The sequence below is a fragment of the Vannielia sp. SX4 genome (genome assembly GCF_052828525.1).
Window position 1 is genome coordinate 3175456 of record NZ_CM128247.1, and the last position, 26449, is coordinate 3201904.

General features: G+C 66.0%; 27 protein-coding genes and 1 riboswitch. Of the genes, 7 read left to right on the forward strand and 20 right to left on the reverse strand.

The window, feature by feature from the left end; genetic code table 11:
• Positions 1–74 precede the first annotated feature (74 nt).
• Genes glyS through ACUXVX_RS15630 form a run of 3 tightly spaced genes read right to left on the reverse strand, consistent with a single transcriptional unit; the run spans position 75 to position 3794 of the window.
• The gene (glyS, locus tag ACUXVX_RS15620) at positions 75–2294 is read right to left on the reverse strand and encodes a glycine--tRNA ligase subunit beta (RefSeq protein WP_446309013.1); all 2220 of its coding nucleotides are present in this window, start codon (positions 2292–2294) and stop codon (positions 75–77) included.
• A complete protein-coding gene (locus ACUXVX_RS15625) occupies positions 2287–2850 on the reverse strand; it encodes a DUF6446 family protein (protein WP_222468679.1) in 564 nt (187 codons plus the stop codon). The genes glyS and ACUXVX_RS15625 overlap by 8 nt, the downstream gene beginning before the upstream one ends.
• Positions 2847–3794: a glycine--tRNA ligase subunit alpha gene (locus tag ACUXVX_RS15630; RefSeq protein ID WP_446309014.1), complete on the reverse strand. Its 948-nt coding sequence runs from the start codon at positions 3792–3794 to the stop codon at positions 2847–2849. Before ACUXVX_RS15630 ends, ACUXVX_RS15625 begins: the two co-directional genes overlap by 4 nt.
• Before the next feature lie 219 nt (positions 3795–4013).
• On the opposite strand from ACUXVX_RS15630, the gene ACUXVX_RS15635 reads away from it, so the two are divergent.
• The gene (locus ACUXVX_RS15635; RefSeq protein ID WP_446309015.1) at positions 4014–5807 is read left to right on the forward strand and encodes a trypsin-like peptidase domain-containing protein; all 1794 of its coding nucleotides are present in this window, start codon (positions 4014–4016) and stop codon (positions 5805–5807) included.
• A gap of 104 nt (positions 5808–5911) precedes the next feature.
• Here the strand turns inward: ACUXVX_RS15635 and ACUXVX_RS15640 are convergent, their stop codons facing one another.
• Both ACUXVX_RS15640 and purU read right to left on the reverse strand, forming a co-directional pair.
• Complete coding sequence (locus ACUXVX_RS15640; RefSeq protein WP_222468676.1) at positions 5912–7360, reverse strand: TrkH family potassium uptake protein; 1449 nt, start codon at positions 7358–7360, stop codon at positions 5912–5914.
• A 219-nt stretch (positions 7361–7579) separates the two neighbouring features.
• Entirely contained in the window at positions 7580–8464 is an 885-nt protein-coding gene (purU, locus tag ACUXVX_RS15645) for a formyltetrahydrofolate deformylase (protein ID WP_446309016.1), read from the reverse strand.
• 160 nt (positions 8465–8624) lie between these two features.
• On the opposite strand from purU, the gene ACUXVX_RS15650 reads away from it, so the two are divergent.
• Complete coding sequence (locus tag ACUXVX_RS15650) at positions 8625–9533, forward strand: fatty acid desaturase (protein WP_446309017.1); 909 nt, start codon at positions 8625–8627, stop codon at positions 9531–9533.
• The gene (locus tag ACUXVX_RS15655) at positions 9530–10030 is read left to right on the forward strand and encodes an N-acetyltransferase family protein (RefSeq protein WP_446309018.1); all 501 of its coding nucleotides are present in this window, start codon (positions 9530–9532) and stop codon (positions 10028–10030) included. Before ACUXVX_RS15650 ends, ACUXVX_RS15655 begins: the two co-directional genes overlap by 4 nt.
• A gap of 224 nt (positions 10031–10254) precedes the next feature.
• Here ACUXVX_RS15655 and folE2 read toward each other — a convergent pair whose 3' ends face one another.
• From folE2 to ACUXVX_RS15675, 4 genes are all read right to left on the reverse strand, one after another.
• The gene (gene folE2 / locus ACUXVX_RS15660) at positions 10255–11352 is read right to left on the reverse strand and encodes a GTP cyclohydrolase FolE2 (RefSeq protein WP_222468672.1); all 1098 of its coding nucleotides are present in this window, start codon (positions 11350–11352) and stop codon (positions 10255–10257) included.
• Between the two features lie 69 nt (positions 11353–11421).
• A complete protein-coding gene (locus ACUXVX_RS15665; RefSeq protein WP_446309019.1) occupies positions 11422–11607 on the reverse strand; it encodes a hypothetical protein in 186 nt (61 codons plus the stop codon).
• Positions 11608–11652: 45 nt separating this feature from the next.
• A complete protein-coding gene (gene metZ, locus ACUXVX_RS15670; protein WP_446309020.1) occupies positions 11653–12831 on the reverse strand; it encodes an O-succinylhomoserine sulfhydrylase in 1179 nt (392 codons plus the stop codon).
• 52 nt (positions 12832–12883) lie between these two features.
• Positions 12884–12963, reverse strand: a riboswitch (SAM riboswitch).
• A gap of 60 nt (positions 12964–13023) precedes the next feature.
• Positions 13024–13548 carry an SF0329 family protein gene (locus ACUXVX_RS15675; protein WP_446309021.1) on the reverse strand — a complete coding sequence of 175 codons (525 nt, stop codon included), beginning with the start codon at positions 13546–13548 and terminating at the stop codon, positions 13024–13026.
• A 159-nt stretch (positions 13549–13707) separates the two neighbouring features.
• Here ACUXVX_RS15675 and ACUXVX_RS15680 point away from each other — a divergent pair, with 159 nt between their 5' ends.
• Complete coding sequence (locus ACUXVX_RS15680) at positions 13708–14121, forward strand: hypothetical protein (RefSeq protein WP_446309022.1); 414 nt, start codon at positions 13708–13710, stop codon at positions 14119–14121.
• Positions 14122–14142: 21 nt separating this feature from the next.
• On the opposite strand, the gene ACUXVX_RS15685 is transcribed toward ACUXVX_RS15680, so the two are convergent.
• Entirely contained in the window at positions 14143–14886 is a 744-nt protein-coding gene (locus ACUXVX_RS15685; protein WP_222494139.1) for a phosphatase PAP2 family protein, read from the reverse strand.
• A 142-nt stretch (positions 14887–15028) separates the two neighbouring features.
• On the opposite strand from ACUXVX_RS15685, the gene ACUXVX_RS15690 reads away from it, so the two are divergent.
• Positions 15029–15925: an alpha/beta hydrolase gene (locus ACUXVX_RS15690; RefSeq protein ID WP_446309023.1), complete on the forward strand. Its 897-nt coding sequence runs from the start codon at positions 15029–15031 to the stop codon at positions 15923–15925.
• Positions 15926–15950: 25 nt separating this feature from the next.
• A complete protein-coding gene (locus tag ACUXVX_RS15695) occupies positions 15951–16655 on the forward strand; it encodes a glutathione S-transferase N-terminal domain-containing protein (protein WP_446309024.1) in 705 nt (234 codons plus the stop codon).
• 47 nt (positions 16656–16702) lie between these two features.
• Here the strand turns inward: ACUXVX_RS15695 and ACUXVX_RS15700 are convergent, their stop codons facing one another.
• From ACUXVX_RS15700 to ACUXVX_RS15730, 7 genes are all read right to left on the reverse strand, one after another.
• Positions 16703–17236 carry a hypothetical protein gene (locus ACUXVX_RS15700; RefSeq protein ID WP_446309025.1) on the reverse strand — a complete coding sequence of 178 codons (534 nt, stop codon included), beginning with the start codon at positions 17234–17236 and terminating at the stop codon, positions 16703–16705.
• A gap of 130 nt (positions 17237–17366) precedes the next feature.
• Positions 17367–18107, reverse strand: coding sequence for a sulfite exporter TauE/SafE family protein (locus ACUXVX_RS15705; protein ID WP_446309026.1), 741 nt, complete (start codon positions 18105–18107; stop codon positions 17367–17369).
• Positions 18108–18267: 160 nt separating this feature from the next.
• Positions 18268–19197, reverse strand: coding sequence for a delta-class carbonic anhydrase (locus tag ACUXVX_RS15710; RefSeq protein ID WP_446309027.1), 930 nt, complete (start codon positions 19195–19197; stop codon positions 18268–18270).
• A gap of 168 nt (positions 19198–19365) precedes the next feature.
• Entirely contained in the window at positions 19366–19965 is a 600-nt protein-coding gene (locus ACUXVX_RS15715) for an inner membrane-spanning protein YciB (protein ID WP_446309028.1), read from the reverse strand.
• Between the two features lie 14 nt (positions 19966–19979).
• Positions 19980–20885 (reverse strand): DMT family transporter, encoded by a 906-nt coding sequence (locus ACUXVX_RS15720; protein ID WP_446309029.1) that lies wholly within the window; start codon positions 20883–20885, stop codon positions 19980–19982.
• Positions 20886–21118: 233 nt separating this feature from the next.
• Entirely contained in the window at positions 21119–21907 is a 789-nt protein-coding gene (locus ACUXVX_RS15725) for an amino acid ABC transporter permease (protein WP_446309030.1), read from the reverse strand.
• The gene (locus ACUXVX_RS15730) at positions 21904–22683 is read right to left on the reverse strand and encodes a transporter substrate-binding domain-containing protein (RefSeq protein WP_446309031.1); all 780 of its coding nucleotides are present in this window, start codon (positions 22681–22683) and stop codon (positions 21904–21906) included. Before ACUXVX_RS15730 ends, ACUXVX_RS15725 begins: the two co-directional genes overlap by 4 nt.
• A 130-nt stretch (positions 22684–22813) precedes the next feature.
• Between ACUXVX_RS15730 and ACUXVX_RS15735 the strand changes: the two genes are divergently transcribed.
• Entirely contained in the window at positions 22814–23296 is a 483-nt protein-coding gene (locus ACUXVX_RS15735) for an MgtC/SapB family protein (RefSeq protein WP_446309032.1), read from the forward strand.
• A gap of 31 nt (positions 23297–23327) precedes the next feature.
• Here ACUXVX_RS15735 and ACUXVX_RS15740 read toward each other — a convergent pair whose 3' ends face one another.
• The 3 genes from ACUXVX_RS15740 to ACUXVX_RS15750 all read right to left on the reverse strand — a co-directional run bounded on the left by ACUXVX_RS15740 (position 23328) and on the right by ACUXVX_RS15750 (position 26273).
• Positions 23328–24287, reverse strand: a complete 960-nt coding sequence (locus ACUXVX_RS15740) for a hypothetical protein (protein ID WP_446309033.1) — start codon at positions 24285–24287, stop codon at positions 23328–23330.
• Positions 24284–25600, reverse strand: coding sequence for a signal recognition particle-docking protein FtsY (gene ftsY, locus ACUXVX_RS15745; protein WP_446309034.1), 1317 nt, complete (start codon positions 25598–25600; stop codon positions 24284–24286). Before ftsY ends, ACUXVX_RS15740 begins: the two co-directional genes overlap by 4 nt.
• Before the next feature lie 85 nt (positions 25601–25685).
• A complete protein-coding gene (locus ACUXVX_RS15750) occupies positions 25686–26273 on the reverse strand; it encodes a putative adhesin (RefSeq protein ID WP_446309035.1) in 588 nt (195 codons plus the stop codon).
• Positions 26274–26449 lie beyond the last annotated feature (176 nt).

Below are 26449 nucleotides of genomic sequence, written 5' to 3' on the forward strand. Positions count from 1 at the left end.
AATACCCCGAAAGGCGAGTCGGGCAAGTGTGACGTTAGGGTGACGTTACCGCCAACACCAACCCGACCAAGGGCTTAGCCTTCGAGCCGCGACAAATCGGCAACCTTCGAGCAGGTCTCGCGGATGCGATGCAGCAGGTTCAGCCGGTTCCGGCGCAGCACATCGCTGTCTGCATTGACCTGCACAGCCTCAAAAAACCCGTCGATCGGAGCCCGCAGCGCCGCCATCCGCGCCATCGCGGCGGCAAAATCCTCGGCCTCCACCGCGCTGGCGATCGAAGGCTCTGCGGCATCCAGCGCCGCAAACAGCGCCTTCTCCTGTTCGGCCTCTGCCAGCTTGACATCGGGGCCAAAGGAATACTCCACCCCATCGGCCGCCTCGGCCTGGCTGAGGATGTTGTTCGCCCGCTTGAACCCCTGCACGAGGTTCTCGCCATCGTCGGTGGACAGGAACGCCTGGACCGCCTCAGCCCGCTTCACCAGCAGCGTCAGGTCATCCTTGCCGGGCATGGCAAGGCAGGCGTCGATCACGTCATGCCGAATGCCCTGGTCGCGCAGATGCACCTTGAGACGGTCGTGGAGGAAGGCAAGGAGGTCGTCGGAGGTGTCGGGGCTATGGGCCGTCACCTTCTCGATCCACTCGGGCGCATCGCCCTCGATCCCGTCAACCACCGCCCGCGCGGCGGCGCCGAAAACGCCGTGCCGCGCGATCTCCGCCAGCAGTGCATCGCGCAGGGCAGCCGCCTTGGTGCCATCGGGCTCGATCTCGTGGCGCAGCAGTTGCGCGTCGATCAGCCGGTCGAGATGGAGCCGCAGGTTGTTGTTCAGCACCAGCCGGATCACCCCCAACGCTGCCCGCCGCAGCGCGAACGGGTCCTTGCTCCCGGTCGGCTTCTCGTCAATCGCCCAGAACCCCGTCAGCGTGTCCAGCTTGTCGGCCAGCGCCACGGCCACCGAAACGGGCACTGTCGGCACGTCGTCCGACGGCCCGAGCGGCGAGTAATGCTCCTCGCAGGCCGCCGCCACCTCGGCGGGCAGACCTGAGGCATCACTGTAATACCGCCCCATAAGCCCTTGAAGTTCCGGGAATTCAAAGACCATCTCGGAGGAAAGATCAGCCTTCGCCACCCGCGCCGCCTGACCGGCCAGTTTGGCATCCGCGCCAACCATCGGGGCGAGGCTCTCCGCGAGCGCGGCAATCCGCGCGATGCGGTCGGCCTGGCTCCCCAGCTTGTTGTGGAAGGTCACGTTCTCCAGCCGCGCGGTCCAGGCCTCCATGCCCTCGCTCTTCGCCACCCGCAGGTCGTTTTCCCAGAAGAACTTCGCGTCCGAGAGCCGCGCCGCCAGCACCTTCTGGTTGCCCGCAAGGATCGTCGCGCCATTGTCGCGCGTTTCCATGTTGGCGACCGTCACAAAGCTCACGATCCCGCCCTCGGCGTTCTTCACCGAAAAGAACTTCTGATGCTCCTTCATCGAGGTCTGAAGCACCTCCGGCGGCAGACCGCGAAACTGCTCTTCGATCTCGCCCATCAGCACCACGGGCCATTCGACCAGCCCCGAGACCTCGGCCAGCAGGCCCTTGTCCTCGACCAGCTCCAGCCCCTTGGCAAAGGCCAGCTGCGCCGCGTCATGGGCGATGGTCTCGGCCCGCTCCTCAGCGCTCAGCACCACCTTGGCGCGCTTCAGCTTCGCCTCGTAATCCTCGAAATTTGCAGCCGAAATCGCACCTGACGACAAGAACCGATGGCCCTGTGTCACATCCCCAGCCGCGATCCCGTCAATCTCCAACGGCACCACCTGCGCGCCGCTCTCGTCGCTCAGGATGCAGAGGATCGAGTGCAGCGGCCGCACCCAGCGCAGGCTGCCCGCGCCCCATCGCATCGACTTCGGCCACGGAAAGCCCCGCACCGCCGCTTCCAGCACCTCGGCCACGATCCCGGCGGCCTCGCGCCCCGGCTTCTCGATCACCGCAAAGAACACCCGGCCCTTCTTGTCGTCCCGCTCCTCGAGCTGGCTCTTCTCCAGCCCGGTGGATCGCAAGAATCCCTCCAGCGCCTTCTCCGGCGCATCCACCCGCGGGCCCTTGCGCTCTTCGCGGGTCGCCGGGCTCTTGGCAGGCAGGCCATCGACCGCCAGCGCCAAGCGGCGCGGCGTGGAAAACGCGCGTGCGCCCGAATAAGTCAGCCCCGCCTCCACCAGCCCGTCCGTGACCAGCTTTCTCAAGTCTTCCGCGGCCTTGCGCTGCATCCGCGCCGGGATTTCCTCGGAGAAAAGTTCGATCAGAAGATCAGCCATCGCTCTCGCCTTCCTGTGGCGTCGCCGCCTTGAATTCTGCTGGGTCCGGGCAGCCAGCCGGGGCAGGCTTGCCGTCAAACACCTCTTCGCCGCAGGGGTTGATCTGGTGCCAGACAAAGCCCCGCCCGTCGTCCATGATCGCCACCACCCGGTCGATCCCGTATTCGATGTTTTCCTCGCCGGTGTAGGCAATCGCGCGGCCCTCGGTCAGCGCCTCGCCCACCTCTTCGGCATCGTAGCAATCAAACCAGCCCGGCCCGGTCAGCGGCACGGCGCCCTCGTAGGGCGCGTAGGTCTCGCTCAGCATGGCCTGGCTCATCGTGGTGGTGAAGCAGGCGCGGTAGCGGATCGGCGAGCTGTCGGCGTCGATCGCCTCGAACCCGTCTGCGATGATCTCCTCGGGCTGACCCGAGACCAGCGAGGTCAGCTCCACGGCGGGCATGTCGGTGCGCAGCTCCACGCGCTCGTAGTAGCCGTAAACCTGAAGGTAATAGATCGCCACACCGGCGACAGCGGCAGCCCCCACGATGGCCCCTCCTGCGATCTTGCCGTTCATTCTGCGGCTTCCGGCACCCAGCCCCCGGCCTCGGTCTGCACGAAGGCATCGGCGCATTGCTTGGCCAGCGCCCGGACCCGGCCGATATAGGCCTGCCGCTCGGTGACCGAGATCACCCCGCGCGCGTCGAGCAGGTTGAACAGGTGGCTCGCCTTGATGCACTGGTCATAGGCCGGGTGCGCCATCACGATCCGGCGGCCGGTCTTCGGGTCTTCCGCCGGCGCCGCGAGGATGCGCTCGCACTCCGCCTCGGCATCCTTGAAGTGCTGCAGCAGCGTCTCGGTATCGGCCACGTCGAAGTTCCAGCGCGAGTATTCGCCTTCGGTCTGGCGGAACACGTCGCCATAGGTCAGGGCGATCTCGGTCTGCGGGTCGTTGTACGGCATTTCCATCACGTGATCGACGCCCAGCACATACATCGCCAGCCGCTCGAGCCCGTAGGTCAGCTCGCCGCTGACCGGGGCGCAATCATGGCCGCCAACCTGCTGGAAATAGGTGAACTGGCTCACCTCCATCCCGTCGCACCAAACCTCCCAGCCAAGGCCCCAAGCGCCCAGAGTCGGGCTTTCCCAGTCGTCCTCGACAAAGCGGATGTCATGCAGCGTGGCGTCGATCCCGATGGCCGCGAGGGAGCCGAGGTAAAGCTCCTGCAAGTCGGGCGGGCTTGGTTTGATCAGCACCTGATACTGGTAGTAATGCTGGAGCCGGTTCGGGTTGTCGCCATAGCGCCCGTCCGTCGGCCGCCGCGACGGCTGCACATAGGCCGCCGCCCAAGGCTTGCTGCCCAGCGCACGCAAGGTCGTCGCCGGGTGAAAGGTGCCTGCACCCACCTCCATGTCATAGGGCTGGAGCACGGCGCAGCCCTTGCCGCCCCAATAGGCCTGAAGCCGCAGGATGATCTCCTGAAACGAACGCGGTTTGTCGGGGCGTGTCTGCTCGGCCATGGGGCGCATGATCCTCGGGGTTTTGACGTGCAGCGCCTCAATAGAGCCGGGGCGCGAGACGGTCAAACCGTTTGCCTGTGGCCCCCCTGCCGCGCCCCGGCCCTTGCCCGCAAACACACGCATAATTGGGGTGCGCCCGGCGCAGGGGCTGATAGATTGCGCAGAAATCAAGCAGGGCGGCCTTTGAGAGCCCAGCCAGGAACGGGATATGGGACAGGCATGACGATTGTGACGAAGCGTATTTTTGCGGCGATCCTGATGGTATTTTCGCTGGTGGTGGCCGGGGGTGGCACGGCGCAGGCCCAAGGCACCGTTTGGGTGCAGATCGAGGCACAGCCCACGCTGGCCGAGGCAGAGGCCCGCGCCCGCGCCTATGCCGCCGCCTTCCCCAACACCGCAGGCTTCCGCATGCGCTCCGGCTGGTACGCCATCGCCCTCGGCCCCTACACCCCCGATGACGCCGACCGCGAGCTTGCCGCCCTGCGCCGCGAGCGCCTGATCCCGGCTGACAGTTTCATCGCCTTCCCCCAGCAATTCCGCCAGCAGTTCTGGCCCGTGGGCGCCGACACGCTGAATGCCCCCGCCGTGGAGCCCTCCGCCGCACCCTCCACCGGCGCCGAGGCGGCGCCCGAGGCCGGCACGGAGCCGGAAGCGGTCGTCGAGGCCACGCCCGAGCCCGCCCTTCCTGACGAAACCCCGGCCCAGGCCCGCCGCTCCGAAGCCCAGCTCAGCCGCGAAGAGCGCGCCGAGCTCCAAGAAGCGCTGAAGTGGGAAGGTTTCTACCAAGGCGCCATCGATGCCTCCTTTGGCCGTGGCACCCGTGGCTCCATGGCCGACTATCAGGCCTCCCGCGGCTATGAACCGACCGGCATCCTCACCACCTCCCAGCGCCGCGAGTTGGTGGAGGGCTACCGCGCCCAGTTCGCCGCCCTCGGCCTCGCCCAGCTGACCGACAGCCGCGCCGGCATTGATGTGATCGCCCCGCTCGGCCTCGTCGAGTTCGACCACGTTGAGCCGCCCTTCATCCACTACACGCCCAGCAACGACCGCGGCGTGCGCCTGCTGTTGATCTCGCAGTCCGGCGACCAGCGCACGCTCTACGGCCTCTACGACATCCTGCAAACGCTCACGATCGTCCCCGAAGAGGGCGAGCGCAGCCGTTCCGAGCGCAGCTTCACCCTCACCGGGCAAAACGCCGAGCTGCACAGCTACACCTACGCCCGCCTCGATGGCGGCGCGGTGAAGGGCTTCACCCTCGTCTGGAAGCCCGAAGACGCCAAGATCATGAACGCCGTGGTCACCCAGATGCGCGAAAGCTTCACCCCCACCGCCGCGATCCTGCCCGATACCGCCGGATCCGCGAGCGAGGAGCAGCGGGTCGATCTGCTGGCAGGCCTCGAGATCCGCACCCCCGAGGTCTCCCGCTCCGGCTTCTACATCGACGCCAGCGGCGCCGTGCTCACCACCACCGAGGTGCTGGGCCAGTGCGGCCGGGTCACGATCGATGAAACCTACGAGGCAGAAATCGCCGCCCGTAACGACACGCTGGGCCTGGCCCTGCTGAAGCCGCGCGAGCCGCTGGCCCCGCTCGGCCACGCCCGCTTTGCCGCCGCCACGCCCCGGCTCCAGTCCGAGGTCGCCGTGGCCGGTTACAGCTACGAAGACACCCTGAGCCTGCCGACCGTCACCTTCGGCACCCTCGCCGACCTGCGCGGGCTGAACGGCGAGAACGGGATGCAACGGCTCGAAGTATCCGCCCTGCCGGGAGATGCTGGCGGCCCGGTGATCGACCAGTCCGGCGCCGTCCTCGGCATGCTTCTGTCGCGCGCCGAAGACGGTGGCCGCCAACTGCCGGAGAACGTGCAATTCGCCGCCTCCGTGCCCACCATCGCCGAGTTCCTCTCCGCCGCTGGTCTCGCCCCCGCCGCCTCCGAAAGCGCCACCGCGCTGGCGCCGGAAGACATCACAACGCTGGCCGAGGGCATGACCGTTCTGGTGAGCTGCTGGGAGTAAGCGAAGGCGGGCATGTAGCCCCGCCTGAAGGCCCCTTGGGTGGGCATTATGCCCACCCTATGCATCAGCGCTGATAGTTCCGCGGGGCAGGTCACCTGCCCCCGCTACGACCGCCAGAAGTTCACCGTAAACAGCGCGTAAACCGCCAGCACCTCCAGCCGCCCCACCAGCATCCCGGCGGCCAGAAGCCACTTCGCGGTGTCGTTCAACGTGCTGAAGTTCCCCGCCGGCCCGATGATATCGCCCAGCCCCGGCCCGATGTTCGCAATCGCCGTCGCCGCGCCGGAGATCGAGGTCACAAAATCCAGCCCGGTGAAGCTCAGCAGCACCGCCAGCCCGCCCATCGACACGGTGAAGAGCACGAAGAAGCTCATCACCGACGAGAGCACATCCTGCCCGATCGGCCGCCCCTCGTAGCGCGGGGTAAACACGCCCGAGGGCGAGTGGATCGTGCGGATCTGGCTCCGGATCGACGCAAAGAGCAGCTGGTAACGGAAGATCTTCACCGAGCAGGCGGTCGATCCAGCGCACCCCCCGATCAGCCCGATAAAGAAGAACATGATCACGAGGAACCCGCCCCACTGCATGTAATCCACCGAAGCATAGCCGGTGCCGGTCATGATCGAGGTGATGTTGAAAAGCCCCTCCCGCATCGCTTGCTCCCAATGATGCGGAAAGATCGAGGTCAGGATTAGCGTGGTGATCACCACCAGCAGTGCGATGATCGCCAGAAACACCCGCACCTGGCTGTCGCGCCACAGCGGTGTGACATGGCCGTTCACCATTTGCACGTAACGCACGAAGGGCAGCGCCGCGAGCACCATGAAGACCGAGGCAGCATATTCCGGCGCCCCCTGAAAGGTGCCAAAGCTGGCGTCGTAATTTGAGAACCCCCCGGTGCTGACCGTGGTGAGCGCATGCACCAGCGCATCAAACCCGTTCAGCCCCAGAAAAAGGTAGGTCAGCAGGCAGGCCAGCGTGATCCCGATGTAGATCACCGAGATCTGCGCCGCGATCTGCGTCGCCCTTGGCAAGATCTTCCCCATCGTCTCAAAGGCTTCCGAGCGGAAAATCTGCATCCCCCCGACCTTCAGCTCAGGCAGGAACACCATTGCCACAACGATGATCCCGATTCCGCCCAGCCATTGCAGGATCCCGCGCCAAAGCAAGATCCCCTTCGGCAGGTTGTCCAGCCCGGTGAACACGGTGGAGCCCGTGGTCGTCAGGCCCGACATTGCCTCAAAGAAGGCATCCACCACCCGCGCTTCGGTCGCCCCTAGGATGAAGGGGATCGCCCCGAAAAGCGGCAACGCCACCCAGACCAGCACGGTCAACAGGAAGGTCTGGCGCAGGGTCAGCCCCTCGGTCACCCCGTTTGCGCAGGCCAGCGCAATCAACCCGCCCGTCAGCACGGTGATGATCGCGCTTTCCAGAAACACCGGCCACTGGCTGTTGCCGAAATAGAGATCGGCCGCCATGGGCAGCAGCATCATGACCCCGAGAATGGCAGTGAGAAGGCCGATAACGTAACCGACCGGGCGAACGTCCAACATGGGGGGAACGGTTGGCGTGAGGGCCCGAGACTGTCAAGCACCCCGCCGCCGCCGGTTCACCGCAAATCAAGGTTAACGCGCCGCCCTGCCCCATTTTCTTGCTGCAAATATCTCCGGGGGTGTGGGGGCTGGCCCCCACTCCGACCTCAGCAATTTCATTCAGGCACCAAGGCACCGGCGCGCCGCCAAGCCCTCCTGGGTCCGGACAGGCCCCGCGCCCTAGCCCATCCGCTCCGAGCGATACCCCCCCGGCGAGGCAGGGAACACCACCGTCTTCGTCCCGTTCATCAGCACCCGGTGGTGAATGAACGCATGGATCGCCCGGGCAAACACCTGCGCCTCCACATCGCGGCCAAGGCTCACATAATCCTCCCCGCTCTGCGCGTGGGTCACCCGGACCGTGTCCTGTTCGATGATCGGCCCCTCATCCAGATCGGCGGTCACAAAATGCGCCGTCGCGCCAATCAGCTTCACGCCGCGCTCGAACGCCTGCTTATAGGGGTTCGCCCCCTTGAAGCTCGGCAGGAACGAGTGGTGGATGTTGATGATCCGCCCCGCCATCTTGGTACACATCGCATCGCTCAGCACCTGCATGTAGCGCGCCAGCACGATCAACTCCGCCCCGGTCTCCTCCACCACATCCATGATCCGCTGCTCGGCCTGCGGCTTGTTCTCCTTCGTCACCTTGATGTGGTGGAACGGGATATCGTGGTTCACCACCACCTTCTGATAGTCGAGGTGGTTGGAGATCACCGCCACGATCTCCACCGGCAAGGCTCCGATCCGCCAGCGGTAGAGCAGGTCGTTCAGGCAGTGCCCGAAACGGCTGACCATGATGATCACCTTCATCTTCTGCGCATCGTCATGGATTGCCCATTCCATGCTGAACGGCTCCGCAACCGTGCCGAAAGCCTCGCGCAGCGCCTCCAGCGGCACCCCTTCCTCCGAGTTGAAGCTCGTCCGCATAAAGAAGTTGCCGGTCCCCGGATCGTCGAACTGCGCGGAGTCGGTGATGTTGCAGCCTTTCTCGGCCAGAAAACCCGAGATCGCCGCCACGATTCCACGGGTCGAGGGGCAGGTCACGGTCAGGGTATAGGTGCTCATGTGGCGTCCTTGCGGGGGTCAATGTCTGAGGCCCCGGAGTAACCGCGCGCGCCCGCGCGTCAATCCGGGTTGAGGCCGACGTTATGGCTTCCGGCACAATCCGATTGCTCCAATACGACGCTTTATGTTCCGATAGGTCACAGCGGGCGCGGAGAGTGGGTTGAAACTGGTCGATACAGAGCGGGTGAAGGCCGGGCCGGGCTGCGATGGCATGGCGGGCCGCGTGGAGTTCGAGCCGCTCCGGGCGCTCTGGTGGGCCGGGCACGGTCTGGGCGGTCTCGCCGCGCTCATCCTCTTCCCTTCATGGGGCGGCCTCGCCGCCTTTCTCTTCCTCACCGCCGTCACCATCTGCGCCGGGCATTCCGTGGGCATGCACCGCCTGCTGATCCACCGCAGTTTCCGCACGCCGCTCTGGCTGGAGCGGCTCCTGGTCTGGCTCGGCACCCTCGTCGGCATGGCCGGGCCGATGGGCATGATCCGCGCTCATGACATGCGCGACTGGCATCAGCGGCAAGACCGCTGCCCACCTCACCCCTCGCACGGGGCAGACTTCTTCCGCGATGCCTATTGGCAACTCATGTGTCGCTACCAGCTCGCCCACCCGCCGCGCCTCGAAATCGAACCGGAAGTCACCAGCGACTCGTTCTACCGCTTCACCGAACGCACATGGATGGCCCAGCAACTCCCGCTCGCCCTTGCCCTCTGGCTCCTCGGCGGCTGGGGATGGGTGCTCTGGGGCATCTGCCTGCGCGTCTGGGTCTCGCTCACAATGCATTGGATGGTCGGCCACTTCTGCCACCGCTCCGGCCATCAGGGCTGGCACATCGCGGGCCTGCCGGTGCAGGGCTACAACCTCCCCGGCTGGTCGCTCGTCACCTTCGGTGAAAACTGGCACGGCAACCACCACGCCTTCCCCCATTCGGCCCGGCTCGGCGTCGAGCGCGGCCAACTCGACCCGGGCTTCTGGTTCATCCGCACGCTCAAATCCCTCGGCCTCGCCACTGAGGTGAAACTCCCCGCCAGCGAAGCCCCACGCGACGGCCTCACCCGCCTCGCCCCCGCAGAATGACCCAGCGCAGCATCCGCCAACTCACCGCCGAGCGCGACCTCGCCGCCATCACCGCCTTCTACAAGGAGGCCCCCGACTACTTTCTGATGGCAGACGGCGAGGCTCCCGGCCCCGCCAAGGCCCGCGCCTTCTTCACCGACGGCCCGCCCGGCTGCGACCCGGCGGACGCTCACCGCCTCGGCCTCTTCCTCGGCCCGCGCCTCTCCGGCCTCGCCGAACTCTCCTTCGGCTTCCCCGACCCGGGCGACGCCTACCTCGGCCTCATGCTCCTCGGCCCCTGGGCGCGCGGCGCAGGCCACGGCCGCGCCTTCCTCGCCGAAGTCGAAGCCCGCGCCCGCGCCGCCCGCAGCCCCGCCCTTACCCTCGCCGTGCTGAAGGCCAACCCGCGCGGCCGCGCCTTTTGGGAGCGTGAGGGCTTCACCGCGACCGGTCACACCGGCAGCTACACGGTGGGCGACACAACCCACCACCTCGCCCGGATGTCGAAGCGACTGTAAGCCGGGACTTGCCCCGAATCTCCTCTCGTAGAGCACACGCAAGCCGTGCAGCGCCGACCTGCGGGGTGGCGCTCGCAACGGCTGTGCATAGCATTTTATCGTGCCGTGGTAGCTCGACGTTTGAGGTCAGTCCTAACTTCACCAAAGCGCCGCCCCGGGGGGCGGGTCGGCGCTGCACGGCGCCTTCGGCTTGACTCCGTGCAGGGCGCGCAGCTCAACCCGCCCTACCCGCCATGCACCAATGTCGTGAACAGCTTCGGATCAAGGCTCTGCGCCGCGAAGGTCTCGCCTTCCGTCAGCACCGCCACCGCATCATGCGAGTGCAGGCTCTCCTGATGGCTCGCCACCACCCGGAAATCCCCCACACGCGGCTCCGCCTGCAACGCCTCGCAAAACGACCGCGCCGCATCTTCCACGAAAATCGGATTGGCCGCGTTCAACTCCGCAAAAGCCTGCTCGTCCTCGCGCTTCACCATCACCTGCGTCTCCGTGGGCACCGCCTTGCGGCACAACTCCACCAGATCCTCGAACCACAGCCGCGCGCCCGGCAGACACTCCACGCTGACCCGTGCCACCGAGCGCTGCGAATGCGGCGTCGCCAGCTGCCCGCGCGCCCGCCGCGCGTGCTCCGAAAGCTCCAGCGAACAGGGGCAGGTGCTCGAATAGACGTAATCGAGATGCATCAGCTTCTTGCGCCGCCCGCCCGCGTCGACCACCTCCATCGCAATATCGTAATACTGGTAGCCCTCCAGCCCGCTCCGCAGGCTGCCCACCTTCATCGGGAACGAAAACCGCATCTGGATGCGGGCATCAAAGCTCTCCAGATCGCCCTTGTAAGCCTCCAGCGTCTCCGAGATCACATCGAGCGAAAATTCCTTCTCGGCCTGCGCATAGAAGGTCCGCATGATGCGGCTCATGTTGATGCCCTTCTTTTCCGCCTCAAGGCTCACCGTGCCGGTGACCGAGGTCTCCAGCGTGATCCCCCCGCCATCGCGGGTATGAAAGCGGATCGGCAGGCGGAAATTGCTGATGCCCACATGCTCGATATGCTGCCGCGCCCCCCGGATCAGGCTCGAAGGCCCGTTCTGCAAATCCGGCAGCCCGGCCTTGTAGGCCTCGTCCACCGTGAATTCTTCAGGATAGGCCCGCGCCAGCGCGGGGTAATTCGGCAAGGGCGCGTCAGGCAAAAGCCGCGAGATCGCCGGATCGAGCGCCGCAACCTCCTCCGGCGTGGCCTTTTCCGCCCAGCGCCGCAGCTTTTCCAGCGCGGCGCGCGCCTCTTCCTCGGTGGTCTCGTCCAGCGTGGCAGCGTGGATATTCATGGCAATTTCCCCCTTTCAACCGGGTGCGGGCCATGGCCTGCATATGGGGCAAATACCCCGCCTTGCAAGTTATCCTTGTGTCTGCGGCGACGCTTGAGGGGGCAAATCGGCCATATCCGGCCGCTGCACCTGCGGCCGCGGCGCGGCAAGGCTGCCGTCGCCATAGCGCGCGCCACTGGCCGGCCAGAGCGTGAGATGACGGAAATCGCCAGTGGGTTTAGCGGCGGAATTGGGGGCGGGAATACGGGCGGTCATGGGCCCTCTCCTCTGATGCAGTGAAAACGCGTGTCGACAGGCCGGTCAGGCCATCTCCAGCGCCTGCATCACATCCGCCACCAGATCGTCGCCATCCTCGATTCCAAGGCTCAGCCGCACCAGCCCGGGGCTGATCCCCAGCGCCACCTTCTTCTCGTCCGAGAGCCGCTGGTGGGTGGTGGTGGCCGGATGGGTGATGATGCTCTTCGCATCCCCCAGATTGTTGGAGATCACCGCGATCTCCAGCGCATCCAGAAAGCGGAAGGCCGCCTCCTTGCCACCCTTGATCTCGAAGCTCACCACTGTGCCCGGCTTCTCCATCTGCGCCAGCGCGATGTTGTGCTGCGGGTGGTCCGGCAGGCCGGGGTAGAGCACCGCCTGCACCTTCTCGTGGCCGACCAGCGCCCGGGCCACCTTCTCGGCATTCTCCGCCTGCGCCCGGCAGCGCAGATCGAGCGTTTCCAGCCCTTTCAGCAGCACCCAGGCGTTGAACGGGCTCATCGCCCCGCCGGTGTGCTTGAGGTAGGGCTCCAGCGTCTTGCGGATGAACTCCTGCGTGCCCAGCACCACACCGCCCAGCACCCGGCCCTGCCCGTCGATATGCTTGGTGGCCGAGTAGACGATCACATCCGCCCCCAGCTCCAGCGACCGCTGGAAGACCGGCGTGGCAAAGACGTTATCGACCACCACCAGCGCACCCACCGCATGGGCCAACTCGGAGACGCCTTTGATATCAATCACTTCCAACGTCGGGTTCGAGAGCGCCTCGAAGAACACCAGCTTGGTGTCGGGCCGGATCGCGGCCTTCCACGCGCTGAGGTCCGTGCCATCGACGAACTCGACCTCCACGCCAAAGCGGGTCAGCACCTCGCTGAGGATGTACTCGCAGGAGCCGAACAGCGCGCGGGAACTCACCACATGGTCCCCCGCCTTCAATGGCGCGACCAGCGCGGCATTCACCGCCGCCATGCCGGAGGCCGTTGCAAAGGCATCCTCCGCGCCTTCCAGCAGCGCGATCCGCTCCTCGAACATCCGCACCGTCGGGTTGCCGTAGCGAGCATAGATGAACTCATCCTCGCCCAGCGCCTCGAACCGCCCCTCGGCCTGTGCCGCGCTTTCGTAAACAAACCCCTGGGTCAGAAAAATCGCCTCGCTGACCTCGCCATACTGCGAGCGCCGCGTGCCGCCATGAACCAGCTTGGTGCGTGTCTTCCGTTCAGACATGGTTGGCCTCCTTCGCCAAACAAAAAGCCCTCACCGCTGCCAAGCCGTGAGGACTCTCTCCTGCCTGACCTCTTTAGCGGAAGTGTTTAGAGTGGCCCGCAATCCGGTGAACAAATCGCCACTTGTGAGGGGGGATTACGCCTGCGCAAGCTCCGCGTCAATCCCGTAGGGCGTGCAATTTGTCCACCGCCGCTACCCTTCAGCGCCCGCGTGCGGACGAATGCCCTCCGCCTCGCAGCGGATCGCATACAGGAGCTGCACGAGCGGTGACTCCTCGCGTACGTCCAGCGCCCGCAGCCGCCGCTTGCCGAGACGACGGTCGAGCATGCCGAAGGCCCGAACGATCATGTCCTCCGAATGCATGGCGTCTTCGATGGAAATGTTCAGAAGATCAAACAGGGCTTCGTTGAAGTTCCAAGTTCCCAAAACTCCCTCTTCTGCCAAGGAGACCTCAATCGCACGTTCCCGGGCGAACATTTCGTCCAGTGTCGTCGGCTCGTTAGATTGCGTGGCTCGAAGCCCGGCACGTGCGTCCCAATATTGGGCCCAGAACCTCAAGGTCCCGGCACTGAATATCCGCTTGCCATCGACCGTGATCCAGCTCTCGCCAACTTGATCGTGGGATCCCCGGTAGCGCGTCGTCCAGACCTCGATACGCCCCCGCAGGCTGTCAGCAAACTGCGCCTCGGCACGCTGCTTCAGCTTGCTCCACTTCATGTGTTGTTCACTCTCACGCAACCCCGGTCTGCGCATATACTACCGGTTCAGCACTGATGCGCCACCCAGTGCACCCTCCCGGTCGCCCCCACCGTCAAGCCTTTACGGTGGAAAATCTCCCGCCACCCCGCCGACGGATCGCGCGGCCTGCCCCGTGTCATGCTGGCAACCAACATGGGAGAGACCCAGATGAATCGAGCACTCGCCACCGTCCTTATCGTCGTCACCACGATCGCCACCGCTCCCGCCGCCTTCGCCGCGCCCGAGGCCCGGCCCTGCGCCGAGGGCCAGCGCGGCGCTTGCACCCAGCCCCAGCGCGGCGAAGCGCGGCAGGACACCCGCCAGCACAACCCTCAGGCCAACCACCGCGCCGACAAAAAGGACGACCGCCACGCCGCCAAACGCTCCACCGAAAAACGCGGCCACGCCCCCACGCAGGCCCAGCTCAAACGCCTGCCAAAGCCGCCCCGCGGGCAGGAATACCGGGTGATCGACAATCGTGTGGTGCAGATCGACAGCGACACGCTCCAAACCGTCGCCGTCCTCGGCCTGCTCAGCGCGCTGCTGAACTGACCATTGAACTGACCGCGCCCCTCACCCCTCCGGCGGCCCCGCATGTGCAGGCGGGGCTTCCGGCTCCACTGCCCCCCGCCGCGAAAGCCACCGCGCCCCGAGAAAACACGCCATCGCCCAGGCCGCACCCGCCAGCCATCCGGCCAGCACATCCGTCGGCCAGTGCACGCCCAGATAGACCCGGCTCACCCCCACCAGCACCGTCATCAGCACCGCCAGCGCAAGAATATACACCTTCAGCGCCCGCCCCGGCATCACCCGCGCCACCAGCACGCCCAGCGTCAGGTAAGTCACGGCGGCCATCATCGAATGGCCCGAGGGGAAGGACGAGGTGATCACCTCCACCCCATGCGGCACAAGGTCGGGGCGTGGCCGGTCGAACAGCAGCTTCGCGCTGTGCGAAATCGCGATGCCCCCGCCCACCGAGGCCAGCAGATACACCACCGTGCCCCAGCTCCGGCGAATGGCGAAAAACCCTGCAACCGCGAAGGTGAAGATACTCAGCACCAGCGCCCCGCCCAGCGCCGTCAGGTCGCGGCCCATGACCTCCACCCAGCCCGGCCCGATTGGGTCGGTCAAGTCGCCCGGCGTGCGGAACATCAGCAGGAGCGCCTCGTCGAGGCTTCGGGTCTCGCCCTCGATCACCTCATCGGCCAATTCGCCAAAGGCCCAGACCCCGCCCACCACCACGGCCAGCACCAGCAGCGTGCGCAGCTCCACGTTTCGCCTGATCCAGTGCAGCGCGCGGCGGCGGGTCGTCGTCATGTCATATGCCATAAATCCCCAACGCATCCCGCACCCGCCGCGTTCCCGGCTTACCCGAGTGTCACACCGCTGTAACCGGCGCTTAATGCCAGCGTTGTAAACATCGGGCATCCAACCCCCAGATATTGTGGGGAGATCCCCGATGCCCCTGACCCATGCCAATGCCGAAGGCCCCCGGCTGGAGGATCCCGCCGGTACTGTCGCCCGCCTCCGCTCCGCGCTTGCCGAGGCCGCGCCCGATGCGCCCATCGCGATCATGGTCCACGGGCTCTCCTATTCGCCCCGCACGCCTGCCCGCTGCCCGCACCGCAAGCTCTATGGCCCGACCTGCCCCGAGGCCTGGGGGCGGCGGCTCGGCCAGCACGACGCCGATGCGCCGGTCGCCCTCGGCTTCGGCTGGGAGAGCCGCGGCTCGATCTGGCGCGCCTATGCCCGCGCCCCCGAGGCTGGCCGCGCCCTCGCCGAACTCACCGAGATCGCCGCCGCGCTGGCCCCCGAGCGCCGCATCTCCCTCATCGCCCATTCGCTCGGCGCCCGCGTCGCCCTGCAAGCCCTGCGCCACATGGCCCCCGGCACCGCCCGCCGCGCCATCCTTCTGGCCGCCTGCGAGTTTCGCCCCGCCGCCGCCCGCGCCCTCGACTGCGCCGCCGGGGCAGCGCTCGATGTGCTCAATGTTACCGCCCGTCAGAACCGCCTCTACGACATGGCGATGGAATACGGCTTCGCGCCCGGCCGCCGTGGCCACGCCACCCTGTCGCGCGGCATGGCAGGCCGCCCCGGCTGGCATGATCTCGACCTCTCCTGCGCCACTGCCCGCGCCACGCTCGCCCGCATCGGCCACCCGGTCGCCGCGCCGCAAACATGGGTCTGCCACGGCGCCACTTATCTCACCCCCGGCCTCTTTGACCTCTACCGCTCGGCCCTCTCCGACGCCTCCCTGCTGCCGCGCCTCTCCGCCGCCCTCGCCTCCGCCAGCCCGCCCCAGCGCCCCGCGCCCGGCACGCGGCTCTTGCCTTTCGGGCAGCGCAGTCCATCCTGACCCCTGACATTTTCAGGAGTACAGCATGGCACCCATCGATCTCTACTACTGGCCCACACCCAACGGCTGGAAGGTCTCCATCGCGCTGGAGGAGATGGGCCTGCCCTACGAGACCCACCTCGTGAACATCGGCGCGGGCGACCAGTTCAAACCCGATTTCCTCAAGATCGCCCCCAACAACCGCATGCCCGCCATCGTCGACCCCGAAGGGCCGGGCGGCGAACCCGTCTCGATCTTCGAGAGCGCCGCGATCCTGATGTATCTGGCCCGCAAGACCGGGCGCTTCTACGGCGAGAGCGAACGCGAGCGCATCGCGGTCGAAGAATGGCTGATGTGGCAAATGGGCGGCCTCGGCCCCATGGCGGGGCAAGCCCACCACTTCCTCAAATACGCCCCCTCGATGGACCCGCCCAACGACCTGCCCTACGCCAAGGACCGCTACCGCAACGAGGTGGACCGCCTCCACGGCGTCCTCGACCGCCGCCTCGCCGAAAACGAATACGTCGCCGGCCCGACCTACTCCATCGCCGACATGGCCATCTGGCCTTGGGCCATCCTCTGGGAAGGCCAGCAGCAAGACATCTCCGACAAACCCCACTTCTCCCGCTGGCTCGACCAGGTCGGGGAGCGGGAGGCCGTGCAAAAAGGCAAGGCGCTTGCGGCGGAGAAACGGGCGAACCTGCAGGACAACAAGGACGCCCAGAAGGTGTTGTTCGGGAAGCGGGAGTGAGATTGGGCGGTCTCTTTGAGCACTTTCCGTGGCTACGGGAACCTTGCTCAGCTTGTCTCAATGTCCTGCGCAAAACATGAGGTTTCATCCATATTCTTCAGTCGGAACTTTGGACCATTGAAACCCTCAAAAAGCCGAAGATGAGCACCGTAGGATGATTCTGAATTCCTGCGCCAATAATTTTCGGCCCATACTTCTAATTCCGCGATATTATTAAGAGAGCCAAGAGCAGATGCTCTGGAGAACAAGTTCCTACGACACTCGGACCACGGAATATCCGTCCAGATGAGGCAGGTTGCGCGGTCAATGATCGGGCTTATCAAGGCGCCATATACACCTTCGATGATCCATTTTTCTCTCTCTGCCGCTCTTTGTGTCTTTTCGACTGCAATCACCTTCTTTTCCTTCCGGCGATAATCTCCATTAATCCAGTGGATGCGATCAAGATCGACGACAGGTGATGAGAGCCTTTTACCCAGCCTCCCAGATAACCAGCTTTTACCGGACGCGGTATTTCCGATGACAACGGTTCTGTTAAGATCAATAGGTGTCGGTTTCTGCACCGCACGAGCCTCAGTCATTCCACGAAAGCCCTGCAAAAAAAATGCCTCTTGCGAATCGAGGTGTTTAACCCCCCGAGCGAAGACGGGCGCTTTTGTCCGCACAGCGGACCCATAGGATGACCGCAAAAGTTATTGGCATCCAGCCCCCTCACCCCACCAAAACCTCCCAAACCAGCTTCCCAGACACCACCGCCAGCGCCACCTCCACCAGCAGGTAAAACACCTTCTCCGGCAGCCAGCGCGCCACCCGTGAGCCACTCCATGCTCCGGCCAGGGCAAAGGGCGCCAGCCAGACGGCCTCGCCAAGGCTCGCCCCGGTGATCTGCCCGGCCATCACATAGGGCGGCACCTTCAGCAGGTTGACCACCGAGAAGAAGATCGTGACCGTCCCCAGATAGACCATCTTGTCCAGCTTCTGCGGCAGCACATAGGCCTGAAATGGCGGCCCCCCGGCATGAGAAATATAGCTGGTGAACCCCGCCAGCGTGCCCCAGAACACGCCCCGCGGCACATCCGCCTCCCGCGGCGCGGGCGCTTGATTTGCAAACCGGCCCTTCACCGAACCGACGAGGTAGTAAATCCCGATCCCCGCCACCAGCAGCTTGATCGCGTCGCCCGGCACCACCGACACGGCAAAGAACGCCGCCACGATCCCCGCCACCGCACCCGGCAGCATGATCTTCAGGAGCTTCGCGGAAAACGCCCGGCGGAAGAGATAGACCGCATACCAGTCGGCCACGATGTAGAGCGGCAGCAGCAGCCCCGCCGCCAGCGCCGGGTCCATGAAGAGCGACATCAGCGGCACCGAGAGCATCGCCAACATCGGCACCCCGCCCTTCGACAGCCCCATCATGAAGGCCGCCAGCGCGGCCACGATCCAGAACTCCATGCCCCTTCCCCGATCCAGAGGCAGCCCCGGGCAGCCCAGAAACCAGACCAGACCACTCCGGACAATTTAAGTCAAATTGCCCATTTTCTTGCTCCAAATATCTCCCGCCGGAGGCCCTGATCTCTTCAGGCACCCCCTGAGGGCTGAAGCCTCGGCCGGTCTACTCGCCGATGGTCGAAAGAAGCTCGGGCTGCACCACGAGGTTGCGCACCCCGTGGGCGTGGTCCTCGTCAAAGGGGTTGCCCTTCAGCCATTCCCCGACAGAGGTGATATCGAGCTTCGCCACCTTCGGGCGCACGCTCCAGCTGACCTGAAAGGGCGAACCCGCCTCGTTGTAGCCCGGCCCCGTGGTCGAGCCGGCATAGGCCACGGGCGTGCCGGTGTCCGAGGGGATGGCCAGCGCCTGATGCAGCCCGCCCCGCGTGCTCACCGCCGCCAGCGCGGTGAAATCGAGCGCGGCGGGGTCGTTGACCAGCACGAAGACCTGCGCCTCGACCCGAAGTCGGGGAGTCGCTGCGCCCTCCTTCAGGCAGGCACCCAGCGTCGGGCCCGGCGCAACCTCGGCGGTCGAAAACACCCAATGCACCTCGATCGTGTCGCCCGGCTCCAGCCCGCCATGGCCCTTGTCGGCAATCGGGGCTGCGAGCGGCTTGAGTTCTGCCGCACTCAGCGCGCCGTCGTAGACGAAGCCGGTCTCATACCCCTTGCCGTTGCCATTGCCCCGATACGTGCGAAATTCTCCGCCCCGGTGCTCGGCACTCTCGTGAAAGTGGATGTTGCACAGGTTCATCTCGCTGGCGTCCGGGGCGGCGGCAAAATGCACCGGGTTGGTGCCCGCAACCGCATCAATGTCGCGCGGCGACTGCGGGCCGAAGCCGGTCCGCTCGAAGTTCACCTTCAGCATCCGCCGCTGCCGGTCGACATAGCGGTCGGCCACCTTCAGCTCCGGCCGCATTGGCGCTCCCTGCGCGGCCAGCCCGCCGGTGCGGGTCGTCGGAACGATGGTGTTGGCCCCCGCCACAAAGGCGACGAGGCAGGCCGCGGCGGTCCCGGCGGCGATGAGTTTGGCGGTTTTTGCACCCTTTGCCATCTGGCGATCTTTCCCTCTCCGCCCGGGCCGGGCGGATCAGGCGACGGCGGCGGGCACTGAAATGTCCCGCCGAGGCTTCCGGGGCAAGCCGCGCTTTCTCATGTCCAAACCATGTCGAATCTGTGCTTTGCGCATATTTATGCGCTGAGCCAGCATTTCGGGCGTCGATTACTCGCTCTTCTCCGTCCCGTATTTCTCGATCAGCGGATATTGCGCCATCATGAAAACAAAGAGCGCCGCCGGCAGCCCGAAGGTCTTCACCGTCACCCAGACCCCGCTCGAGAGCGAGAATGCGATCACCGCATTCGCCACCGCCAACACCGCAAAGAAGATCGCAAAGCGCCGGGTCAAAATCATCCAGCCCTCATGGCTCATCGGCAGCAGCCCCTCCATGAGCCGCGCAAGGTAGCTCTGCCCCCGCGCCAGCCCGATCGCCAGAATGCCCGCAAAGAGCGCATAGAGGATCGTCGGTTTCAGCTTCAAGAACAGGTCGTTGTCCAGCACCACCGTCAGCCCGCCCATGAAGACCACCAGCACCAGCGTCATCACCTGCATCCGGCTCAGCGCGCCTGTCAGTGCCCAGAGCGCCCCCATGCAGATCACCATGGCGATGACGAACCAGAAGGTGATGTAGGTGAAGGTCTTCACCTCGTGGCCGAAGAGCATGTAGCTCTTGCCCTTCAGCAGGAAGAAGGCCACGAAGAAGCCCAGCACCGGGCCAAACTCCAGCGCCGTCTTCACCCATCCGGGCACCTGTTTATCGGCCATGCTCTCTCTCCGCGTTAACCCGCCATCTCAACTATCACCGCTCCGGCGGCGATCAACCCCATCAGGGCCAAACGTCGCGGCCCGACCCGCTCTCCGAGCAGCAGCCACCCGATCAGCGCGGCAAAGACGGTTGAGGTCTCCCGCAGCACCGCCGCCTCGCCCACCTTGTCGAGCCGCGTCGCCAGCATCACCGCCCCAAAGGAAAAGAAGGCCACCACGCCCCCGATCATCCCCCGCGCCATCAGCGGCCCCAGCGTGGGCGGGTCGTCCATCCGCCGGTATCGGGCCAGCGCCACCCAGGGCGCAAAACCCAGCCCGTCGATCATGAAGAACCACGCCAGAAAGGTGAACGGGTCCGCCGTCGCCCGGATGCCATAGGCGTCATAGGTGGTGTAGAGCGCCACGAAGAGGCCGGTCACCACCGCGAGGCCCAGCGCCGCCACCATCGTCTCCCGTTGCAGCGTTATGGTCCGCAGGTTGTAGGCCGCCAGCCCGTAGATCCCTGCCAACAGCACCGCCACGCCAAACCACTGACCGGGCGTGAAGTGCTCGCCAAAGATCACCCCGGCCCCGATCACCGTGAACAGCGGCCCGGTGCCCCGCACCACCGGGTAAACCACCGTATAGGCCCCCCGCGTGTAGGTCATCGCCTGCGTCACCTTGTAGGCCACGTGGATCGCCCAGGCCCCGGCAAAGATCGCCCACATATGCGGCTCCGGCCACGGCACCACGAACAGCGCGAAGGGCGCGGCCATGACGCCGTAACAAAAGTCGATCGCCCCCCGGCTCATCCACGGGTCATGCCGCCCCTTCTGCAGCGCCCCGAAAACCGCGTGCAGAAAGGCCGCCATCAGCGCCAGCCCCAAGGCCGCCACATGCCCCGCCTCGGTGCCTTCCAGTGAGGTGATCCAAGAACTCATGCTGCGGGCATATATTTGCAGGCCGGGATGGTCCAGAGCCCGCAGCCAGCGCCACGCGAGCCGTGCAGCGCCGACACGCGGGGTGGCGCCCGCAACGGCCGTGCATAGCACTTTATGGTGACGCGTTAGTCGTCGCTCACAGGTAGGTGCTGACCTCACCGAAGAGCCGCCCCGGGGGGCGGGTCGGCGCTGCACGGCGGCCTGCGGCCTTGATTCCGTGCAGGTGCAAAACTCTACCGTCCCGCCCCCAGCCGCTTCTCCAGCCGCCTCAGAGCCAGCGAGAGCGTCACCGTCATCACCAGATACAACAGCGCCACCACGTTATAGGTCTCGAAATACCGGAAATTCCCCGCCGAGGTCACCTTCCCCAGCTGGGTGATATCCGTCACCCCGAGCACCGAGACCAGGCTTGAATCCTTAATCATCGCGATGAAGTCATTGCCCAAGGGGGGCAGGATCACCCGCAGCGCCTGCGGCAGCCGGACCAGCCGAAACCGCTGCCACGGCGAAAGCCCCAAAGCCTCCGCCGCCTCGATCTGCCCCTCCGGCACCGAGAGCAGCCCCGCCCGAAACACCTCGGCAATGAAGGCCGAGTAGCCGATGGTGAGCGCAATAATCGCCCGCCACAGCAGCGAAAAATCCCGCGTCCTGATCCCCTCGCCCCCCAGCGAGGTCAGCACCCAATTCACCGCCACCACCATCGCAGGCGCCACCACGAAGGCCACGTAGAGCAGCAGCACCAATATCGGCACGCCGCGCACCACCTCCACGTAGAGCCGCGCCGCCTGCCGGGCGACGATCCAGCGCGACATCGAGGCCATCGCCAGCAGCAGCCCCATCAAGCACGCAAGCGAAAACGCCACCAGCGTCACGAACACGGTGAGGCCGACGCCCTTCATCAGCGTCTCCAGCACGTCCGAATAGAGCTCGTCCGCGATGACCTGCGCAAACAGCACCGCTCCCGTGGCAGCCAGGATCACCAGCCACCACGGAAAGTCCTTCTCGCCCGGGCGTTCCCTCACTCGCCGAGCTTGGTGTCGAGAAACCACTTCTTGTTCAGCGCATCGAGCGTGCCATCGGCCTCCATCGAGGCGATGGCGGCATTGATCGGCGCAACGAGGTCAGACCCCTTGGGGAAGATGAAGCCAAAGTCCTCGGTCCCCAGCTTCTCGCCCACCACCTTCAGCGCCCCGTCCGAGGCCGCCACGTAGCCCTCTGCGGCCACGCCATCGGTCAGCACGAGGTCCACATCCCCGGCCCGCAGTGCCTGAACGCCCGCGCCAAAGGTTTCGAAGAGCTTCACCCGCGGATTGGCCTCATCGCCATCCAGCACGTCATAGACCGCCACGTAAAACGGCGTCGTGCCCGGCTGCGCGGCCACCAGCAAGTCGTCATCCGCCGCAAAGCTCGCCGCATCGGCGAACCGCTCCTCATCGCCCCGCACCAGCATCGACATCTCGCTGCGCATGTAGGCATCGGAGAAATCCACCATCTCCTTGCGGTCATCCCGAATGGTGATGCCGGTCATCCCCATGTCATACTGCCCCTCCGAAACGGCGGGGATCATCGCATCCCAGCTGATGTTTTCGTAAGCCACGGTCATGTTGATCCGGCTGGCGATCTCGGCCATCGCGTCATACTCCCAGCCCACCGCCTCGCCATCGGCCATGTATTGCAGCGGCGGATAGGCGTTTTCGGTCACAACGGTGATCTCCCGGCCCTGAAGATCGGGCAGATCCTGCGCGATCACCGGGGTGACGAAGAGCGAGGCAAAGACGGCGGCGGCGGCGTATTTCATTGGAGCGACTCCCTGAGGTTTTGCCTCACAGTAGCCCAAGCCCCGGCGTTGGCAATTGCCCCGCCCACACAGGCGCAAGGCGGAACCGCCCGCCCCCGCCCGGTGTTGAGAGCGCAAACAAGGGGCCCGCATGGACCAGATCGTCACCGAACTCAAAGGCACCTTCGCCGCCGTGCCGCCGCTCACCGCCTTCATCCGCCTGCTCGCGGCGGCGGTACTGGGCGGGCTCATTGGGCTGGAGCGCGAATGGCGCTCCAAACCCGCCGGTCTGCGCACCCATATCCTCGTCGCCCTCGCCGCCTGCCTTTTCATCGTCGTGAGCCAGCAACTCTCGCAGCTCTCCTTCGGCCCGAAAGACAGCATGAAGGTCGATCCCCTGCGGCTGGTCGAGGCGGTCACGGCGGGCGTCGCCTTTCTGGCGGCCGGGATCATCTTCACCAAGGGCGACACGGTGAAGAACACCACCACCGGCGCCTCGATGTGGCTCGCGGGCGGCATCGGGCTCGCCTGCGGCGCGGGCCAGATGCCCCTCGCCGCCATGGCCACCGCCCTCACCGTTGCCGTGCTGTGGATCTTGAAGCGCGTGGTGCAGGCCGGGGAAGAGAGTTCCTGAGCGGCAGGCTGCGTTGCGTCGCGTTTTCCGCCTACTCGCGCGCGTAACTGGCCCCGATGGTCACACCCTCCAGCACCGCCGCAAGCGCCTCCGGGGTTACCGGCGCGCCCAGCGCCAGCGGCCCGAGCTGCGCCATGCCCAGCCCTTCCGGTGCATCGAGCCGCAGCACCATGCGCCCCTCAGGGTGGGGCAGCTCCGCGATGAAGGTCTCCACTGCATCCCGCGCGCCCGGCTCGAACCGCGCCCCCGGCAATCCGTGCAGCGCCTCGACCGCCGCCTTCTTCAGCGCCACCACCTGTTCCCGCGGCTGCGGCACCTCCTGCTCGCCGTCCTCAACCGTCTCCGGCACCGGCTCCAGCAGCATCTGCCCGAGCGGCACCAGAAACAGATGTTCGAAAATCCCGTTGCTCTCCATCTCAAGCTCCAGCGCGCTGAGCCGGGTGGTCAGCGCCGATTGCTGCATCGCAACGGCATCGGTCAGGTCCACCCCCTCGATCAACCCCGTCATCCGCAGCCCGTTCTCGCCCGGAAAGTCCCAGCGCGCCTCTTCGATCACAACCCGGCGGCTCTCCCTGTCCCACCAGAGGTGCGCCGAGAGTTCCATGCCATCGCCCACCTTCACCTGCTCGGTCAGCAACCAGCTCGTCAGAGTGTCTCCCGGCACGGTGAACACCGGATGCGCGCCCTGCACCTGCAGCTTCACGGCCAGCGGCGGCAACCCGTGGTCGAGCCGCTCCAGCCCGCCGATGTGCAGCTCCGCCCGCGGCACGCGGTAGCCAAGCGCGCCCACCCCGGTCGAGATCCGCAGGTCGGTGTAGGCGCAGCCGTTCTGATAGGGGCGCACGCCGCCCACCTCCACGACCCCGCCCATGCCCAGCACATCGACCCGCTGAAGCAATCCTTCGCAGGCGTCCGCGTTCAAGATGTCATAGGTCTGCGCCCCTGCCGGGGCACCCACCAGCGCGAGCGCAACCGCCGCCGCCCGGATCACGCGCCAGCGCCCGTCAGCGCCTCGGCAAACTCGCGCGGGTCGAAGGCATCGAGGTCGTCGATCTGCTCGCCCACGCCAATCGCATGAATCGGCAGCCCGAACTTGTCGGCCAGCGCCACCAGCACCCCGCCCTTCGCGGTGCCGTCGAGCTTGGTCATTACCAGCCCGCTCACATCAGCCATCTTCTGGAAGGTATCCACCTGGCTCAGCGCGTTCTGCCCGGTCGTGGCATCCAGCACCAGCAGCGTGTTGTGCGGCGCATCCGGGTCCTTCTTCTTGATGACGCGCACGATTTTCGAGAGCTCTTCCATAAGGTCCGCACGGTTCTGGAGGCGCCCTGCGGTGTCGATCATCAGCAGGTCCGCCCCGTCCGCCTGCGCTTTGGTCATCGCGTCAAAGGCAAGGCTCGCGGGGTCCGAACCCTCGGGCGCGGTCATCACCGGCACGCCCGCGCGCTCGCCCCAAACCTGCAACTGCTCCACCGCCGCCGCGCGGAAGGTATCGCCCGCCGCGATCACCACGCTCTTGCCCGCCGCCTTGAACTGGCTCGCCAGCTTGCCGATGGTCGTCGTCTTGCCCGAGCCGTTCACGCCGACGACCAGCACCACCTGCGGGCGGGTCGGATACAGCGGCATCGGCCGCGCCACAGGCTCCATGATCCGGGCAATCTCATCTGCAAGGAACTGCTTGATCTCGGCGGTCGAGACCTTCCGGCCATAGCGCCCCTCAGCCATGTTCGCGGTCACCCGCAGGGCGGTATCCACCCCCATGTCTGCGGCAATCAGCAGCTCTTCGAGGCTCTCCAGCATGTCATCGTCGAGCACCCGCCGCATGACAGGGCCTTCGCCCCTCCCCAGCATCCGCCCGATGAACCCCGGCCGCTTTGCAGGCGCCTCCTCCGCCCGCGGCGCAGGCGGAACAGGGATCGGCGGCAGGTCAGGTTCCGGTTCGGGCTCCGGCGCGGGCGGCACATCCGGCTCAGGCTCGGGCACCGGCTCCCCCGGCACATCCGGCTCAGGCTCAGGCTCCGGCGCAGGCGGCAGATCAGGCTCCGGCATCGGTGCAGGCGGCAGGTCCGGTGCGGCGACAGGCGCAGCCGGCGCATCCGCCACGCCCTCACCTACTGGCGCAGGCTCAGAAGACGATCCCTCCGCAGGCCCCGCCTCTTCCACAACCAGTTCCCCGGCCTCCACGGCCTCGACCGCTTCTACCGCCTCTTCCTCGCCGCCATCGGCGACGATCGCCTCAAGCCCCTCATCCAGCTTCGAGCTGGATTTGAAGAGCTTGTCCTTGAGCTTCTTGAAAAACGCCATCCGCGCCCCGCTGTTCAACTGCCCTCTGACCTAATCGCTCACCGCCCAACATGGAAGGCCCGGCATCCGGCTGGCCCGGGCCGCCTCAGCCGTTCAGCGGGCTCTGGTTGAACCCCCGGCCACTCAGCTTGGCATCATCCCAGAACGTGCCACGGCAGAAGCAGCACCGCACCTCGCCGTAGTGGTGCCCCGCCTGCCCCAGCTTGCGGATCACCTCGCTCAGCCGCTTCGGCGCGGTCCCGGCCTTGAAGATGCTCCGGTTGCGCAGGGTGACGATATCGCAAAACGCATTCTCCAGCGGTCCGCTGAGCAGGTAGTCTATGTCCTCCGCCCCGTGCATCTGGTCGTCCTTGGTCAATTCGTAATCCGGGCAGGGCTGCCCGCCGCCGAAACTCTCGCGCACGATGCCGCCCCCGCCGACGATACCCGCCAGCCCATCGGAGTAGACCACCGGGCTGCCATCGCCCCGCCGCCCCCGGCTGCTGGTCTGTTCCTCGATGGTCAGCCAGGCATGGCGGTCGACATAGAAGTTCACCACCATCCCGGGCGGCACGGTGAAGTTCTCGCCCCAGAACTGCCGCCGCCCATGCCCGTCGATTGCCACCGCCGTCGCCGGAAGCCCCTCGGTCTTGTGCAGATAGATACTGTGCCCGATTGCCGTCATCGTGGTCATCGTGGTCGCCTTCCTTAGAGTAAACGCCGCAACTCTCACCACAGCCCCGCCGAGGTGCAACCCCGAAACCCCTCGTCTCGCACAAACACAAAGCCCCCTCCGCCACCCTGCCCGACCCGCCTGCATTTTCTTGCTTCAAATATCCATTCCCGCCCTCTCCCCCGGCGCCTCCGCCC

Coding starts and splice junctions, on each gene's coding strand:
- folE2 (WP_222468672.1), bottom strand. CDS start 11,352: ATGAATATCCACGCTGCCACGCTGGACGAGACCACCGAGGAAGAGGCG.
- ACUXVX_RS15720 (WP_446309029.1), bottom strand. CDS start 20,885: ATGAGTTCTTGGATCACCTCACTGGAAGGCACCGAGGCGGGGCATGTG.
- ACUXVX_RS15690 (WP_446309023.1), top strand. CDS start 15,029: ATGCCCCTGACCCATGCCAATGCCGAAGGCCCCCGGCTGGAGGATCCC.
- ACUXVX_RS15635 (WP_446309015.1), top strand. CDS start 4,014: ATGACGATTGTGACGAAGCGTATTTTTGCGGCGATCCTGATGGTATTT.
- ACUXVX_RS15640 (WP_222468676.1), bottom strand. CDS start 7,360: ATGTTGGACGTTCGCCCGGTCGGTTACGTTATCGGCCTTCTCACTGCC.
- ACUXVX_RS15705 (WP_446309026.1), bottom strand. CDS start 18,107: ATGGAGTTCTGGATCGTGGCCGCGCTGGCGGCCTTCATGATGGGGCTG.
- ACUXVX_RS15630 (WP_446309014.1), bottom strand. CDS start 3,794: ATGGCCGAGCAGACACGCCCCGACAAACCGCGTTCGTTTCAGGAGATC.
- ACUXVX_RS15685 (WP_222494139.1), bottom strand. CDS start 14,886: ATGACGACGACCCGCCGCCGCGCGCTGCACTGGATCAGGCGAAACGTG.
- ACUXVX_RS15715 (WP_446309028.1), bottom strand. CDS start 19,965: ATGGCCGATAAACAGGTGCCCGGATGGGTGAAGACGGCGCTGGAGTTT.
- ACUXVX_RS15680 (WP_446309022.1), top strand. CDS start 13,708: ATGCTGGCAACCAACATGGGAGAGACCCAGATGAATCGAGCACTCGCC.
- ACUXVX_RS15700 (WP_446309025.1), bottom strand. CDS start 17,236: ATGACTGAGGCTCGTGCGGTGCAGAAACCGACACCTATTGATCTTAAC.
- glyS (WP_446309013.1), bottom strand. CDS start 2,294: ATGGCTGATCTTCTGATCGAACTTTTCTCCGAGGAAATCCCGGCGCGG.
- ACUXVX_RS15655 (WP_446309018.1), top strand. CDS start 9,530: ATGACCCAGCGCAGCATCCGCCAACTCACCGCCGAGCGCGACCTCGCC.
- ACUXVX_RS15675 (WP_446309021.1), bottom strand. CDS start 13,548: ATGAAGTGGAGCAAGCTGAAGCAGCGTGCCGAGGCGCAGTTTGCTGAC.
- ACUXVX_RS15750 (WP_446309035.1), bottom strand. CDS start 26,273: ATGACCACGATGACGGCAATCGGGCACAGTATCTATCTGCACAAGACC.
- ACUXVX_RS15735 (WP_446309032.1), top strand. CDS start 22,814: ATGGACCAGATCGTCACCGAACTCAAAGGCACCTTCGCCGCCGTGCCG.
- ftsY (WP_446309034.1), bottom strand. CDS start 25,600: ATGGCGTTTTTCAAGAAGCTCAAGGACAAGCTCTTCAAATCCAGCTCG.
- ACUXVX_RS15625 (WP_222468679.1), bottom strand. CDS start 2,850: ATGAACGGCAAGATCGCAGGAGGGGCCATCGTGGGGGCTGCCGCTGTC.
- purU (WP_446309016.1), bottom strand. CDS start 8,464: ATGAGCACCTATACCCTGACCGTGACCTGCCCCTCGACCCGTGGAATC.
- ACUXVX_RS15730 (WP_446309031.1), bottom strand. CDS start 22,683: ATGAAATACGCCGCCGCCGCCGTCTTTGCCTCGCTCTTCGTCACCCCG.
- ACUXVX_RS15710 (WP_446309027.1), bottom strand. CDS start 19,197: ATGGCAAAGGGTGCAAAAACCGCCAAACTCATCGCCGCCGGGACCGCC.
- metZ (WP_446309020.1), bottom strand. CDS start 12,831: ATGTCTGAACGGAAGACACGCACCAAGCTGGTTCATGGCGGCACGCGG.
- ACUXVX_RS15695 (WP_446309024.1), top strand. CDS start 15,951: ATGGCACCCATCGATCTCTACTACTGGCCCACACCCAACGGCTGGAAG.
- ACUXVX_RS15665 (WP_446309019.1), bottom strand. CDS start 11,607: ATGACCGCCCGTATTCCCGCCCCCAATTCCGCCGCTAAACCCACTGGC.